Here is a 15,057-nt window from a genome sequence, read left to right as displayed (position 1 = left end):
ATTTTTTCTTCTTCTTACGTAAGAAGGAGGTCTTGTTTTATAAGACTATCTGATTAATGAAGGGGTGTTTTTCTTTTGTCTCAAGCAATAGCTTCGGATACTCCGACGATGCGTTCGTTTTTTGCCAGTCGTTTCGTGCAAGCCATTATGCTGTCCGGTCTTTTTTTACAAATCGGAATCTGGGTTCGTAACTTTGCGATTCTACTCTATGTCACAGACATGACGAATAATGATCCATACTCCGTTTCTTTAATTTCGGTGGCAGAGTTTGCGCCAATTTTTATTTTCTCGTTTATCGGTGGTGCCTTTGCGGACCGGTGGAGACCGAAATTAACGATGGTCTGGTGTGATATTCTCAGCGCAGTGTCTGTATTTGCTATTATGGTGACACTGTTTTACGGCTCATGGAAGGCGATTTTTTTCGCCACATTGGTTTCGTCCATCTTGTCTCAGTTCTCCCAACCTTCCGGCATGAAGTTGTTCAAGGTTCACGTGCCTGAATCCCAAATGCAAATGGGGATGTCATTGTTTCAATCGATGATGGCGATTTTTATGATCCTGGGCCCTATTATGGGGACATTTGTTTACTATCATTTTGGCATTGAAGTAGCTATTGCGATCATGGGCGTATGCTTCCTGCTTTCTGCGCTTGTGCTCACGTTTCTTCCTGCGGACCGTAAAAATGAGGAAGGGACCGAGAAGCCATCCACGCATATTTTTGCGGAAATGGGTCAAGGGTTTAAGTATGTTTTGAATAATAAAATGCTTGTCACCTTAGGCGGCTGCTTTGCAGTAGCAGGTCTGGCGATTGGTTTGATTTCACCGCTGGGCATCTTTCTAGTCACTGAAAACCTTGGGTTGCCGAAGGAAGATTTGCAATGGTTTATGGCAGCCAACGGCGTTGCGATGATCCTTGGAGGCGGGGCGACAATGGGCTTTTCGAAAAAAGTGTCCCCGCAAGCACTGCTGATTATCGGGATGGCGGTAAGCGTCGTGACTTTTGCTGTCATGGGATTGACTCATCTGGTGTGGTTGGCACTTTTGATGCAGTTCTTCTCCGGTCTAGTGATGCCTGCTATCCAAATTGCGATCTCTACAATGATACTCGGTAACACAGAGGAATCTTTCGTTGGCCGTGTAAATGGGATTTTGAACCCGTTGTTCATGGGAGCTATGGTTCTCACAATGAGTTTGGCCGGCAGCATTAAAGCGTCCTTCTCGCTGCCATCCATTTATGTCACATCCGCAGTACTTTTCCTGATTGGCGTATTTATTATGCTGCCTACCTTGAAGTACAAAGCAAATGCTGCACCACAACCGAATACCGATGAAGTTAAAGCTGGGTAAGTTTTTTGAAAAAGGGGATTCTCTGAGAAGGTCATTATTGACTTCTTAGGGCAGTCTCCTTTTTTTATTGTGGGGGCAGGTTGGGGATGGAATGGCAAATTAGCTAGCCCCAAGCCTGAGGGCGTTTGTGTCGTCAGGTCCCGCAGACAGCTTTTTTCTGAGGGAACTACAAGCCTCTATTTCTCCCGAAAACAGCCGATTATGAAAGGGAGAGGAACTACGGGCTGCTATTTCGCCAATTTCCTGAGGAAAACGCGCCTGAGTGGCAAAATAAGACCCTGTAGTTCCGCTCTGATAGGAAACCACTCGTTTTCCTCCCAACAGAGGACGCCAGTTCCCATAAGCAAGCCATAGCGGAATTCTCGCTAGGTTTTTGACAATGGCTGGCGGGGGGAAAGGTGCGCTGGATGAGTATACGGCAAGCAAGCCCACACAATTTCTGTTAGGATAACGATATGAGATTGCAAAAGGTGAGTGAAGCATGCTTCAACTGATTCAATTGTTCGTGGATATGATGGAACGGGTTGGCTTTCTGATCGCGTTGGCGTTTGCGTTTTCCCGCAGCCGATGGATGCGCAGCTATATGAGCTATCAAGGGGACAGGACGTATCAATGGCGTTTCTTGTTCTTTTTCTCCGCGTATGCGATTCTTGCGACGTATTCGGGTGTGACGGTTTCCGACTACACGTACAGGCCGGCGCCTTGGATTGGCGAGGTTTCGCCAACAGCGGCTATTGCGAATGCACGTACCGTTGGTGTTGTCATCGCAGGACTGTTGGGTGGCGTCAAAAGCGGATTTATCGTCGGCATCATAGCCGGCGTGCATCGCTACAGCCTAGGTGGATTTGTAGCGGTTGCCTGTATGATTGCTCCTATTCTGCAGGGCATATTGGCAGGATTGTGCCGCAATGCCTTCAAGAAGCGCTTTCGGAAGATAGCATCCGTACAGCTCGCATTTCTCGTTGGATTCATGGCTGAAGCCTTACAGATGATTCTTATTCTTGCTTTGGCCAAGCCTTGGGATGATGCGTTCAATTTGGTATCGCTTATTGGTTTGCCTCAGACGCTCGCGAATAGTGTTGGTGTCGCTCTCTATTTTGTGTTATACAACACAATGGAGCGCGAAGAGGCCAGAATTGGTGCTGAGCATGCACATCAAGCCCTGCAAATTGCTGATATGACAATGCCGCTTTGGCGGCTAGATTTCGATAAGGCTGTAGCGGAGATCTCGAAGGTGCTGAATGAGGAAATGAAGTCGGTAGGCGTATTTTTCAGTAAGGATGGCGAGTCGTGGGTTGCGGAGGGGAGAAAAACGCAGCACGCCAACGATCTCATCATCCGTGTTCCCAATCGGCCGCAGGTCGGCCAGTTCCGTCTGTATTTTGAGCGTGAGCAGGATGACAATCCGTCGCGCAGACGCATGCTTTCCTCTCTCGCGGAGCTGCTTTCTCAGCAATATGCTTTCGTTGAATCGGATCGGCAAACACAACTTTTGGCGGATGCAGAAATTCGCTCGCTGCAGGCGCAGATGAATCCTCATTTCCTTTTTAATGTGCTGAATACAGTCAAATCTTTTATCCGTACGAAACCGGAAGAGGCCCGCCAAATGGTGATGCATCTATCCAAGTTTTTGCGCAAAAATATGAGTCACGGCAACCAGCGCCTTATCACCATACGTGATGAATATGAGCTGGTCATGTCTTATCTGAGCTTGATCAAATCCCGTCTAGGGGATCAGATGGAATTTTACGCCGATATCGATGAAAGGCTGCTGGACCATGCGATTCCTCCTTTTACGATTCAGCCGCTGATCGAGAATGCCATCGTGCATGGGATCAAAAACAAGCCGGGCATCGGGGTCATTCGACTTTCGGTGAAGGAGGAGCTCGACGAGGGCAAGCTCCATGCGCGTATTACTGTACAGGACAACGGAGTTGGCCTTGAAACAGCCGAACTCGATAATCAGTCGGAACATGCGGGGCTGGCATTGCGGAATATCGAGCAGCGTCTGAATTATCACTACGGCAAAGAACATCCTTTGGAAATTGCAAGCAAGCCGGGGGAAGGCACGATCATTAAATTTTGGGTGAGGTGATGGCGGTTGGGTTGGAATATTGTCATTGCGGATGACGAAGAGCCGGCAAGAGAAGAATTGATTTATCTATTGGAAAGCAGTGAGGAGGTGGATAAAGTTACCGCGGCAACTGGCGGAATGGATGCGATTAAGAAGGTCAAAGAATTAGCGCCGGATGTGTTATTTCTCGATATGGACATGCCGGATCTTAGCGGCTTACAGGTTGCCGAAATTGTAGGAGAAATCAATCCGCAGGTGAAAATTGTTTTTTCCACTGCTTACGATCAATACGCCGTTCACGCGTTTAAGCTGCGTGCTTTTCATTATATGCTGAAGCCGTACGATGAGGAGGATATCGCCATTGTGTTCAGGGAGCTGCGCAAAAGCAAAACACAACCTCAGAACAGCGCAGCGGCGGCCGCACTAGGCCAGACGGCATCCGTGAAAACGAGCGTAAAGCTCGCTTTGGAATTGGAAGAAGGAATCCGATATGTCTCGCCGAAGGATATTATGTATATTAGCAAAGAGATTAAGCATGTGCAGGTTCACCTTCACGATAAGGCTTATATCGTTTCGTATACCCTATCTGAGCTAGAGCAAAAGTTGGAGCCCTACGGTTTTTTCCGCTGCCACAAAAGCTATCTGGTTAACCTCGCCGCTATCTCAGAAATGAAGACCTGGGTGAATGGCGCGTACAATCTGCTGATGGAAGATGCAGGGCGAAGCACCATACCCGTCAGCCGAAATTATGTGAAGCAGCTGCGTTTGAAACTAGAAATTTAACATCATGAAGCTCGAAAATGGCATGTTGCGTTTCAGGTATTTCGCTTGTTCCCCAAACAAGCTATACTTCCTGTAAGCGCTAACAATCATGTTATCAGGAGGGTGTTCATAGATATGTCACTATTAAAAAACAAATTTGCTTCCTATGTGATCTGGGGTGTTATCGCTCTGCTTGGCGCGTCAGGCTTCGCGATGCTCGCACTTTCGAGAGGCGAAAGCATCTCCGCCATATGGCTGATTGTTGCTGCCATTTGTACGTATGCTTTCGGTTACCGATTCTACAGTCGATTTATCGCTCGCAAAATTTACGAGCTTAACGACAAGCGGGCAACGCCGGCTCATGTTCAAAATGATGGCAAAGACTATGTGCCAACGAATAAATATGTCCTCTTCGGTCACCATTTTGCTGCGATTGCAGGGGCGGGGCCGCTAGTTGGTCCGATTTTGGCCGCTCAGATGGGATATTTGCCGAGTATTCTCTGGATCATTATAGGGGCCGTTCTTGCGGGCTGCGTGCAGGACTTTGTAACCCTGGTAGGTTCCATGCGCCGCGGAGGCAAGTCGCTCGGACAAATGGCCAAGGATGAAGTTGGCCCATTCAGCGGTACGCTAGCCTCTATTGCAACGCTGGCCATTCTCATTATTATTGTCGCTGTTCTTGGGCTTGTTGTTGTGAAAGCGTTAGCAGAATCTCCGTGGGGCATGTTCACCATTGCGATGACGATGCCGATTGCGATATTCATGGGCTTTTATATGCGATTTATTCGTCCAGGCAAAGTTATTGAGGGTTCTATCATTGGTTTCGTTTTGTTAATGATCGTTTTGTGGTCGGGCCAGTTTGTGGCGGAAAGTCCAGCTTTAGCTAGTATGTTTACGTTCACCGCTCCGCAAATTGCGGTTTTGATGGTGATCTATGGTCTTATTGCTTCCATTTTACCGGTTTGGGTACTGCTTGCTCCGCGGGATTATTTAAGCTCATTTTTGAAAATAGGAGTTATTTTGCTCCTTGCCGGCGGTATTATGGTGATTTTGCCTGAACTAAAAATGCCTGCCGTGACCAAGTTTATTGACGGTACTGGGCCTGTATTCTCCGGTAATTTATTCCCGTTCTTGTTCATTACGATCGCGTGTGGCGCGGTCTCCGGGTTTCACGCATTGATTTCCTCCGGTACGACGCCGAAAATGATTGATAGAGAAAGCCATGCGCCGTTTATCGGTTTTGCCGGAATGGCAGCTGAATCTTTCGTTGCGGTGATGGCATTGATTGCGGCGTGCTCCTTGGAGCCAGGTCTGTACTTCGCGATGAATTCTTCGCCTGCTGTTATCGGAACCGATCCTGTTGCCGTCGCTGCCAAAATTTCATCCTGGGGCTTCACGTTGACGCCTGATCAAATTATGGGCACAGCCAAAGCAATCGGCGAGAAAACGATCCTCTCTCGAACGGGTGGAGCACCAACGCTTGCCGTAGGTATGGCGGAGATTTTCTCTTCCTTTTTAAATGGGGCCAAGGCGTTCTGGTATCATTTCGCGATTTTGTTCGAAGCGGTTTTTATTCTGACTGCCGTAGATGCGGGAACACGCGTCGGCCGATTTATGCTGCAGGATTTAGTCGGAAATTTCTACAAACCTTTTGGCCAAACCAAAGATCTAAGATACAATTTCATCGCTTCCCTAATCGTTTGCTTGGCGTGGGGATACTTCCTTTATCAAGGAGCTGTCGATCCGTTTGGCGGCATTAACTCCCTGTGGGCGCTCTTCGGGATTGCCAACCAAATGCTGGCGGCCATTGCTTTAGCCGTAGCGGTTACGATTATGATTAAAATGGGCAAAGCCCGCTATGCTTGGGTAGGCATGATCCCTTTCGTATTCCTGGCCGTGACGACGTTGACTGCGGGTTACCAAAAAGCATTTTCCCCGAATCCAACGATCGGTTTTCTATCGGCTGCCAAAAAGTATCAAGAGGGAATTGATAAAGGCCAAGTAATAGCGCCAGCTAAAAACATGGCAATTATGCACCAAATTGTAACGAATAATTATATCGATGCAGGGTTAACGATTTTCTTTGGTATCGTTGTCCTTCTGATGATCATCATTTCAATACGTTTGTGGTTCAACATTATTATTCAAAAACAAAAGCCCCAACTACAAGAATCGACGTTCGTCCAATCCACATTTGGAGGGTGATAGCGTGAATGCGATCACAAGATTTTCGAACAAGCTGAATACGACGGTCAAGATCATTTTCAATATTCCGGACTATGACAAATATGTAAGGCATCAGCAGGAGCATCATCCGGGCAATCCCATTTTGACGGAAAAAGAGTTCTATATGCAGTCTCTTCACGAGCGTTATGAAAGCGGCAAAATCAATAGGTGCTGTTAAAATGAAAAAAACTCGATCCCCGGTGATGAGCCGAGAGGTCGAGTTTTTCTTTTTAAAGGAAGGGGGCGCCGGCGTCTCTGAAGGCTTCCTTCATTTCTGGCGTTATTTTGGAATCGCTAATAATACCGGTTGTTTCCTGCACTTCCCCAATGACGAATAGGGAGCTGCGGCTGAATTTGGAATGGTCGGCCACAAGATACGTCTCCATGGATTGCTTCATCATTCGGCGATTCGTTTCGGCTTCCAGCTCATTGTAGATCATCATGCCGCGAGTCAAGGAAATGCCGTCTACACCCATGAAGGTTTTGCGGATGCTGAGATTATCGAGTGTCGCATTGGCGAGCGGCCCCGAAAGTTCAAACGTTTGCGTGCGAATCACGCCACCTGTCAGAATGAGCTGCAGCCCTTGCGTGCCAATCAGCTCGTAGGCGATATTCACCGCATTGGTGATGACGGTGAGGTTCTTGAATTGGTTCAGCTTTTTGGCGATGAATGTCGTAGTCGTCCCGCCGGTCAAACCGATAATATCGCCATCCTCGATGAAGTTAAGCGCTTTGTCGGCGATTTCTTTTTTCTCTTCTGTATAAAGGTCCATTTTGTTGAAAAAGGGGACTTCCACCTTTAAGCTTTCCAGCACGGCGCCTCCGAAGGTGCGGATGCAGCGTTTCTCTTGCTCCAGGATCTCAAGATCCCGCCTGGCTGTTGCTTCCGATACGCCAAATTGCTGAACGATATCGATCAAGGCGATGGAGCCTTTATCTTTGATGGCTTGCATAATGGCATCTCGGCGAATATCTGTCTTTCCCATGGAACCTCCTAAAAAGCTTTCCTCAAGGAAAGCTAGCTAACGATGTAAGTAGTGCTAGCTTCTATCTTATCATGTGGATGGATAAGCCGTCCATTGGGGAGGAGGATGGGGGACAAGCCGATGTGCTTGAGGTCGTTGCTACAGGAAGAGGTCTTCTACAACTGCCCCTTGATGGAAAGAGTGACCAAGCAAGAAGCTGATCAATTTGTCGGCTGTTGCAGCGGGGGATGCCAGCATACCGCGATCTTTTACCATTTTAAAAATGTCCGGTGTGGTCAATGCCTCGTTGCTTGTATTCCTTGCCTGTTCTTGCAGACTTGTATCAACCATACCCGGGTAAACCGAAACGATTTTAACTGCCGCTGATTCGACTCCCTGTTCCAATCCCACGCAAGATGAAAAAGCATCGAGACCCGCTTTGGCAGCCGAATATGCGCTCATACCTGGAAGCAATTGTTTGGCAGAGGCTGAGGAAATGTTCAGGATGCGCTTTTCTAACGGTAGGTGCTGGGTAAGGCGAATGAAACTGGAGGTAAGCACGATAGGGGCGAGCAGATTAACATGAAGGTTGTCCATTAAGTCCTGTGAGTTCGCTTGCTCGATTCGGGAAAAAGGTGAAATGATAGCTGCATTATTAATGAGATAGACGCCATCGGCATTTGTTAGATTAATCTTCTGGAACACTTGTTCCATCAGAGCTTCGATTTGATTGACGTTTTGTAAATCAAATTCGTAGTAATCTAGGTGACTACTAGCCGCTATTAAGTCGTTGTTTTTTGTCCTAGAAATACAAATCAGTTGATGCTCAGGAGAAATGAGCTTAAATGCCATAGCTTCTCCAAGACCACGGGATGTGCCGGTAATGATAAAGTACTTCATTTGAACAACTCCCTTAATAGATTAGATGATTATGAGGCTCATAGCTGCTAAAAGACTGCGGTAAGCAATTCTTTCGGCAAGAGGGAACTGTAGTCCTCTAATTGGTCTGGGGGACATGCTGAGATTAACGCCGATTTTTGCTGTTATTATATCTGGTGTACGTCATTTTTGCCCAAGCAACTGGAATTCCTACCGTTAATTTCGCTGAATTTAACCACTACCTTTCATCTACTGATGATTTAAATGGAGTTTCTACAGCTAGCTCTTGTTCAGCCACTACGCAGCGCGGATTAGAGGTAGAAATCCCTTTTGTTTCAACTGGAGCGGGGAGATATAAATTGCCACTAACAATGTAAAAAAGCCCCGGCACTACCCGCCGGGGCTTCCATCATGCAGCTACACCGTAGCTGCTGTCAAATCAAGCCATGCCAACTCCTGCGGAGTGAGCACAAGCTCCGCGCCGTCGCGGCATGAGAGCATTTCGGCCTCGTTGCGCGGTCCGATGAGCGCGCAAGCCGGGAACGGCTGGCTTAGCACGTAGGCGAGCGCGATCTGAATCGCGGTTACGCCTTTTTCCTTAGCCAGTTGTTCCGCGCGGTGCAGCCGCGTCCAGTTCTCGTCGCTGTAGAACACGCGAACGAGGTCGGCGTTGTCGAGCACGTCCGGCGTATACCGGCCCGTGAAAAATCCGCGCGCCTGCGAAGACCAGGACAGCAGCGGCAGCTGCGTGGACTCGTGCCAACGCAGAGCTTCTTCATCGACGGAGACGCAGCCGCTCCAGAACGGCTCTTTCGCTTTCGCGAGGCTGAGGTTCGGGGAGCTGAAGCTGAAGCCGACGAGGCCGTTTTTCGCCGCATAGTCGTTCGCTTCCTGCAGACGCGCGTGCGTCCAGTTGGAGCCGCCGAAAGCGCGAATGCGTCCGGCTTCTACATGCTCATTCAGCGCTTCCAGGATCACGCCGACCGGAATAGCCGGATCGTCACGATGCAGCGCGTAGAGGTCGATGTAGTCCGTGCGCAGTCGCTCAAGCGATGTGAATAGGTCGCTGCGAATCGCCTCTGCGTTCACACGGGGGCCGTTTTGATCATGGTGAGCTCCCTTGGTGAAGATGTTGATGTCATCGCGGTTGCCCAGTTCATCCATCCAAATGCCGAGCGCTTGCTCGCTTTGCCCGCCACAGTAAATGAAAGCAGAGTCAATAGTATTTCCGCCAATTGCTAAATAATGGCCCAGAACGTCGCTGACTTCCTGACGGTTGTCCAGACGGAAAAAGTCAGAGCCCATAATCAGTTTGGATACAGGTTTCTCCAAGCCTTTAATTTGAATGTGTTTCATCGCAGTCATCCCAACCTTTCGTATGATAAGGAATTATTGTTAAGTTACAGTACAATGCGGGAACGCTTTCTGGCTGATTCCAAACAAGCGTCAAGCACTTTCATGTTAAGGGTAGCATCGCTAGCCGCAAAGTTCGGCTGCTTCTCGCCCCAAGCGGCATAAGCCAAATCGTCAACTTCTAACGCATATTGATTCAAGAAAGGAACGGTTTCAACCCGACGCTCATTGCGAGTATGAACGATAAAGTGACCGGATTCTTCCGTAGGTGTGACATAGGCAGAAGGGACTTCAATCCGCCCCGTCGCTCCGACGATTTCTAGAATATTGCGGGAACCAGCCCACATGCCGCAGTCAAAAGTTAGCGCGACATTGCCGCTGAATTCCACAAGTCCGGACATCATCATATCGACGTCATCATGTTCAGGTGAGAAGAAGGCATGTGTCGTAACCGCTTCAGGCTCTCGGCCCAGAATCAATCTCGCTGCGCTGATCGGATAGCAGCCTACATCATAGAGCGAACCGCCGCCCCACTCGCGTTTGAAGCGGACATTTTTGCTGTCACCCGGGTTGCTGAAGGTGAAAGCGCCGTGAATACCGCGAATTTCGCCGATTTCTCCGGAATCAATAATTTCTTTAATGCGTGTGTAACGAGGATGATGGCGATACATGAAGGCTTCGGCGAACTGAACACCGGCCTTTTCGCAAGCCGCAACCATTTCTTCTGTATCAGCAGCCGTTAGTGAAGCAGGCTTTTCGCAAAGCACATGCTTGCCAGCCTCAGCAGCGCGAATTGTCCATTCTTTGTGCAGATGGTTCGGCAGAGGTATGTACATAGCATCAATATCTGGATCAGCAATTAATTCCTCATAACTGCCGTAAGCTTTTGGAATATTAAGCCTTTCCGCAACTTCTTGTGACTTCTGCAAATCGCGACTGGCTATAGCGCTTACAATTCCAGTTTGGGACTGCACAATTCCGGGGATGCAAGCCCTGATAGCAATACCCGCACAGCCTAAAATTCCCCAACGAAGCTTTGTCATGACAATATGATCTCCTTTGAAAAAATATTTAATAGCGTTATATTGTTATTATAAATCGAGTTATTTAAAATGAATATGATAATATATTGCATCAGATATCGGAATATTGTCATTGAGGAAGAAGGGCACGAGGGATGAAAAGACAAGTCATGCTGCCGAAGCTGCAGCAATGCCCCTATTTTATTTTTCCGGAATCGGTTGGCTGGTATCAGGATTTTCCTGACCATTCCATTTACCGGCAAGAAGGCTATTATGATTCGTACAGCATCCATTTTATCCTTTCAGGCAAAGGGTATGTGGAGATTGAAGGGGAGCAGCACGTGCTTCAAAAAGGCGATGCTTTCCTGTACTTTCCGTTTCAAGAACAACGGTATTACTCTTCCAAAGATGATCCTTGGGACGTTCGTTGGATTCATTTTTACGGGAGTCATCTGAAGGAGTTTATGCTTGAGAAAGGCTTCTTGCGCACATTATGGACACTCAAAAGATGGAGTGAGCTTGAGGAAGCCCTGCATGAACTGCTGGTAGAAGCGGAGCTGAACAGCATTCTGAAGCCGGCAAATCTCTCGACACTATCCTATAAAATCTTGAGTGAGTTCATGAGCTATGCCGCCCCCTTATCGAGCAACCGAGGAATAGAGTCAGTAGACCGGATTCTGGCGATACTTCCAACCATGCAGCAAAAAGCCTGCGAACCGTTCATTCTGGAAGAATGGGCGGAGCTCACAGGCGTAAGCACATACTATTTTTGTAAATTGTTTCGCAAAGCGACCTCGATGACACCGCTCTCCTTCATTACGCTATGCCGCATTCAATTTGCGAAGCAGCGTTTGATTGAGAAGGAAAGCCTGGCGATCAAGGAAATCGCGATTCAGGCCGGTTATGCCAGCGCCAGTTATTTTAACCAGCGTTTTCAGGAGCAAGAAGGGATGACGCCGAGCGAATTTCGGAGCTTGTATGGCAAAGGTTTATTCGAATAAGCGCGAGCGAATCGGTTCGCCGTCCCAAATGATTTCAGTCTCAGCTTGACGTTCCTTGACTTCGGGTTCTTCAAGCAGGAGGAAGAAATTTTTGGTAGGCAAATCGCCGAGCCCATGTTTGGCCGAGAGCATGTCCAAGAAGGGGCGCATATTGTCAAGCTGGCCTGACATGTTGCTGGTGCCCTGCTGCGCAAAAGCGTAGAGGACGCTGGCAATCGGCGCGCGGTTCACGCGGAATTTCTCAGCGGCTCTTAGGAAGAAATCCCAGTCCCAGTAATGGAACACTTCTGTGTCAAAAGGTCCCAAAGCTTCAATCAATGCAGGGCGGAAAATACAGCCGGATGAGAAAAAGGTCGAAAATCTGCGCATCGCCGGCACATCGAATTCATACGCGAAAACGAATCGGTTCGTGATGGAGCGGGCATTGTTTTCATAGACATAATCGAAAATTTCGACATCAGGATAAACAAGATCATATCCTTTAATTTCTTGCAGCATGCGTTCAATATGGGTGGGAAGCAGCAAATCGTCATCATCGCAGAGCATGATGTAATCGCCTTTCACCTCTTGCAGGCCGCGGTTTCGAGCGTGAACGTGCTTAAGGTTTTGCGGCATATTCACGATTTGAATGTCAAGCTCTGGATATAGCTCCTGAATGAAATCTACCGAAGGACCGGCATCGTTGACGATAATGATTTGCAGGTTTTTGTACGTTTGGCGGTATAATGATTCTGCGAGCTCAGCAAGCTCGATTCGGCGATTATACGTTGGAATAATAATGGACACCAAGGGTTGGTCAGACAACTAGGAACACCTCCGATTTATCATAGATTAAGCTTACCTCATATTCGTCATATTTCTCAAATACATTTGTGCAAGTTGCTTCTTGCGCCATATATGAAGGAGGATTTGGATGCCAAAGGAACCGCATGCTCCGATAAGCCCGACGGATCTGCTTTTGTGGGAAAAGGATCGTTATTTGAGTGTCTTGGCTGGGAAAATACAGGGTATTCGGCTGCTAAGTCTGGATATTTTCGACACGCTGCTCTTTCGTACTTGTGCGAATCCGTCTGACGTATTTGCGGAAATCGCCGAGCAGGCGCATCGTAATGGCTTTCTGAAAACTTATGTGTCCCCGGAAGCATTCAAAGAAATGCGCATTCGTGCCGAACACAAAGCTCGTGCGAAGCAAACCGCTCGAACCGGCTTCGGTGAAGTCACGCTGGAGCTGATTTATGAGGAAATACCGGAAGCGATTGGCCGCAGAGATGAGCTTGCCCGGATGGAAGTGGAGGTTGAAGCGGAATTTTGCTATGTTAACCCCCACATTACCTCCTTGCTCTACGCCTGTAAAAAAGAGCGGATTCCGGTGGCGTTGTTATCGGATATGTATTTGTCTTCCGAGCAGCTTCGGCGAATTCTTGCGTCAGCCGGGCTTGACCTGTCTCAGGTGGATACGCTGCTCGTCTCGTCGGAGGAGCGCGAGGGCAAGTCGTCAGGGCATCTGTTTGCCAGGCTCAAAGAATTTTATCCGCAAATCGACAGTCAATCTATCTTACACATTGGTGACAATATAGCCGCTGATGTGGAAGGAGCGTCCAAAGCCGGAATCAGGGGGTTACATTATCCTGTCATTCTGGAGCATTTTGAAAGCATCCATCATTGGGAATTTGTCAGGCACGGGGATGTGCTGCCGGAATGGAAGTCGCTGCGAAAGCTGGCTGCAGCTTCGGACTTTGCGGCTGGATATGAGGAAAAGGAGCGCGTTTTGTACCAATTTGGTACGGATGTGATCGGACCTTTCCTGCATACCTTGTGTGAGTGGGTGCTGGATATTTGCGTCCAAGAGGGCGTCACATGTGTGAACCCGTTGATGAGGGAGGCGTATTTATTAGCTCCGATGCTTGAGCAAGCTGCGCAACTCAGAGGTATGGAGCTTCAAGTGAAGCCGGTTTACGTGTCCAGACAAGCTACTTTTATGGCGGGACTGGAGCATTTTGGGGAAGATGAGCTTGCTTATCTATTAAATATTCAAGGTTTGAAAGTGAGAGAGCTTTTCGACGTGTTAGGTGTTGGGTTGGATGAGAGGGATTTCGAGCTTTACTTGGAGAAACCGATTGAAGCATGTAAATACATAACTGGGGACAATGGGGAAACCATCTATAGTCTCTTATACAATTATCTACAAAGTGAATCTGGGCAAAGTAAGCTCTCCGCGTCGATTGAGCGTCATAGGCAGCATTTGGTAGGCTATTTGACGCAAGAGTTTGGGTCCCCGAATCGTTTAGTGACGATCGATATTGGGTTTCAAGGAACCATTCAAGGTGCATTGGAAAAAATTGTACGACTCGCAGGACTGCAGCCGGAAATGCTGCATTTACTCGCTGTAGGCACGAATCGGCTGGATGAGCTCCGGCTTCAAGGCATGGACATTCGGAGCATGCTTCGCTCAGGCAGCGGGGGAAGCGAGTCGGGGAAGCGGATTGCGAGGACGCCGGCTTTTTTGGAGGAGCTCATGATGGGCGGTTTCGGCTCAACGCTGCGTTATAGCGAAGACGATTCCGGCCGCATAAGCCCTATACAAGCGCAGCTGCACAGATCAGAGGAAGAATACGCAGGGAAACTGGCGTGTCAAAAAGGTGCGCTAGCCTTCCAAAGGTACTATGCGTATCTGCTGCAGCAAAAAGACGGACGGTTATCCAGAGCGTCCATGCATCCGGAAGAGTGGAGCAAGCCGCTGCACCGCGTCCTAGCTATGCCTAAGCCGGAAGAGGCAAGGGTTTTGGGGGACTTGACGCATCAGGACAATTTCTGCACGGAGTATATTGCTTTGATTTGTGAAGCGGTGGCGGAGGAGTGGTATTTGGCGGGACCGGAAGCGTTTTTGAACAGCTGTAATTATGCGCCTTCCGTTATGAATGTGAATTGGCCGCAGGGCATGGCGACGAGAAGGTTTCCCTACTATTTGTATCATTATTATTTGCAGCTGGCAGATGGGTTCGGCAGTCAGGCGATGATTTTCGACACTCTTCAAAGGGTTAAAAAAGACGGCATTGTCTCTCTAATGCTGTATGGAACGGGTGCATTTGCCGAGCAGGTTCTCAAAGCCGCTTGGTTTCATGGCCTACATATTTCCTATTGGATCGATCCGGCTGTGGAGGCGAATACCGCTCCTTGGGGGCGTTTTTCGTATAAGACTTTGGAACAGGCAAGAGCATTGTCAGAAGCGTCCGGAAGGACTGCCCCTGCATTCCTCATTGCGACGCTTTCCGAGCTTGAAACGTATCCGAGTCGGATTTTAAAAGCTTTTGAAGGCTCCGATCTAACACCCAAGCTTTACCAGCTTCGTCCGTAGCTAGGATTTGCGTAGTACTACATAAACTTAGTACTTTTGGAAAAGACTGTGGCGAGATAACCTAAACTTAGTA

The 15,057-nt window shown here is 48.4% G+C and carries 12 protein-coding genes; 7 read left to right on the top strand and 5 right to left on the bottom strand.

What is annotated here, in order from left to right; genetic code table 11:
- Positions 1-108: 108 nt before the first annotated feature.
- The 5 genes from GON05_RS10905 (at position 109) to GON05_RS10885 (ending at position 6,587) form a co-directional block, all read left to right on the top strand.
- Positions 109-1,347 carry an MFS transporter gene (locus GON05_RS10905; RefSeq protein ID WP_157319317.1) on the top strand — a complete coding sequence of 413 codons (1,239 nt, stop codon included), beginning with the start codon at positions 109-111 and terminating at the stop codon, positions 1,345-1,347.
- 481 nt (positions 1,348-1,828) lie between these two features.
- Positions 1,829-3,442, top strand: a complete 1,614-nt coding sequence (locus GON05_RS10900) for a LytS/YhcK type 5TM receptor domain-containing protein (RefSeq protein WP_246238974.1) — start codon at positions 1,829-1,831, stop codon at positions 3,440-3,442.
- A 6-nt stretch (positions 3,443-3,448) separates the two neighbouring features.
- A complete protein-coding gene (locus GON05_RS10895) occupies positions 3,449-4,204 on the top strand; it encodes a LytR/AlgR family response regulator transcription factor (RefSeq protein WP_157319152.1) in 756 nt (251 codons plus the stop codon).
- A gap of 114 nt (positions 4,205-4,318) precedes the next feature.
- Positions 4,319-6,388, top strand: a complete 2,070-nt coding sequence (locus GON05_RS10890) for a carbon starvation CstA family protein (RefSeq protein ID WP_157319151.1) — start codon at positions 4,319-4,321, stop codon at positions 6,386-6,388.
- Positions 6,389-6,392: 4 nt separating this feature from the next.
- Positions 6,393-6,587 carry a YbdD/YjiX family protein gene (locus GON05_RS10885; RefSeq protein WP_181646258.1) on the top strand — a complete coding sequence of 65 codons (195 nt, stop codon included), beginning with the start codon at positions 6,393-6,395 and terminating at the stop codon, positions 6,585-6,587.
- A 52-nt stretch (positions 6,588-6,639) separates the two neighbouring features.
- Here the strand turns inward: GON05_RS10885 and GON05_RS10880 are convergent, their stop codons facing one another.
- The 4 genes from GON05_RS10880 to GON05_RS10865 form a co-directional block, all read right to left on the bottom strand.
- Positions 6,640-7,395 carry a DeoR/GlpR family DNA-binding transcription regulator gene (locus tag GON05_RS10880; RefSeq protein WP_127458734.1) on the bottom strand — a complete coding sequence of 252 codons (756 nt, stop codon included), beginning with the start codon at positions 7,393-7,395 and terminating at the stop codon, positions 6,640-6,642.
- A 138-nt stretch (positions 7,396-7,533) separates the two neighbouring features.
- Complete coding sequence (locus GON05_RS10875; RefSeq protein WP_157319149.1) at positions 7,534-8,274, bottom strand: (S)-benzoin forming benzil reductase; 741 nt, start codon at positions 8,272-8,274, stop codon at positions 7,534-7,536.
- 396 nt (positions 8,275-8,670) lie between these two features.
- A complete protein-coding gene (locus GON05_RS10870) occupies positions 8,671-9,609 on the bottom strand; it encodes an aldo/keto reductase (protein ID WP_157319148.1) in 939 nt (312 codons plus the stop codon).
- Between the two features lie 44 nt (positions 9,610-9,653).
- The gene (locus GON05_RS10865) at positions 9,654-10,649 is read right to left on the bottom strand and encodes a Gfo/Idh/MocA family protein (protein WP_157319147.1); all 996 of its coding nucleotides are present in this window, start codon (positions 10,647-10,649) and stop codon (positions 9,654-9,656) included.
- A 134-nt stretch (positions 10,650-10,783) separates the two neighbouring features.
- Here GON05_RS10865 and GON05_RS10860 point away from each other — a divergent pair, with 134 nt between their 5' ends.
- Complete coding sequence (locus GON05_RS10860; protein ID WP_157319146.1) at positions 10,784-11,629, top strand: helix-turn-helix transcriptional regulator; 846 nt, start codon at positions 10,784-10,786, stop codon at positions 11,627-11,629.
- Here GON05_RS10860 and GON05_RS10855 read toward each other — a convergent pair.
- On the bottom strand, positions 11,618-12,433 hold the full coding sequence (locus GON05_RS10855; protein WP_157319145.1) for a glycosyltransferase family 2 protein: 816 nt from the start codon (positions 12,431-12,433) through the stop codon (positions 11,618-11,620). The genes GON05_RS10860 and GON05_RS10855 overlap by 12 nt on opposite strands.
- Before the next feature lie 109 nt (positions 12,434-12,542).
- Here GON05_RS10855 and GON05_RS10850 point away from each other — a divergent pair, with 109 nt between their 5' ends.
- A complete protein-coding gene (locus GON05_RS10850; RefSeq protein WP_157319144.1) occupies positions 12,543-14,984 on the top strand; it encodes an HAD family hydrolase in 2,442 nt (813 codons plus the stop codon).
- Positions 14,985-15,057: the final 73 nt, after the last annotated feature.

This window comes from Paenibacillus anseongensis, assembly GCF_009757995.1.
GTDB lineage: Bacteria > Bacillota > Bacilli > Paenibacillales > NBRC-103111 > Paenibacillus_E > Paenibacillus_E chondroitinus.
The sequence above is the reverse complement of the archived record's forward strand: the minus strand, read 5'-3'. Positions and strand labels throughout refer to the sequence as shown.

Coding starts and splice junctions, on each gene's coding strand:
- GON05_RS10905 (WP_157319317.1), top strand. CDS start 109: ATGCGTTCGTTTTTTGCCAGTCGTTTCGTGCAAGCCATTATGCTGTCC.
- GON05_RS10900 (WP_246238974.1), top strand. CDS start 1,829: ATGCTTCAACTGATTCAATTGTTCGTGGATATGATGGAACGGGTTGGC.
- GON05_RS10890 (WP_157319151.1), top strand. CDS start 4,319: ATGTCACTATTAAAAAACAAATTTGCTTCCTATGTGATCTGGGGTGTT.
- GON05_RS10880 (WP_127458734.1), bottom strand. CDS start 7,395: ATGGGAAAGACAGATATTCGCCGAGATGCCATTATGCAAGCCATCAAA.
- GON05_RS10875 (WP_157319149.1), bottom strand. CDS start 8,274: ATGAAGTACTTTATCATTACCGGCACATCCCGTGGTCTTGGAGAAGCT.
- GON05_RS10870 (WP_157319148.1), bottom strand. CDS start 9,609: ATGAAACACATTCAAATTAAAGGCTTGGAGAAACCTGTATCCAAACTG.
- GON05_RS10865 (WP_157319147.1), bottom strand. CDS start 10,649: ATGACAAAGCTTCGTTGGGGAATTTTAGGCTGTGCGGGTATTGCTATC.
- GON05_RS10860 (WP_157319146.1), top strand. CDS start 10,784: ATGAAAAGACAAGTCATGCTGCCGAAGCTGCAGCAATGCCCCTATTTT.
- GON05_RS10850 (WP_157319144.1), top strand. CDS start 12,543: ATGCCAAAGGAACCGCATGCTCCGATAAGCCCGACGGATCTGCTTTTG.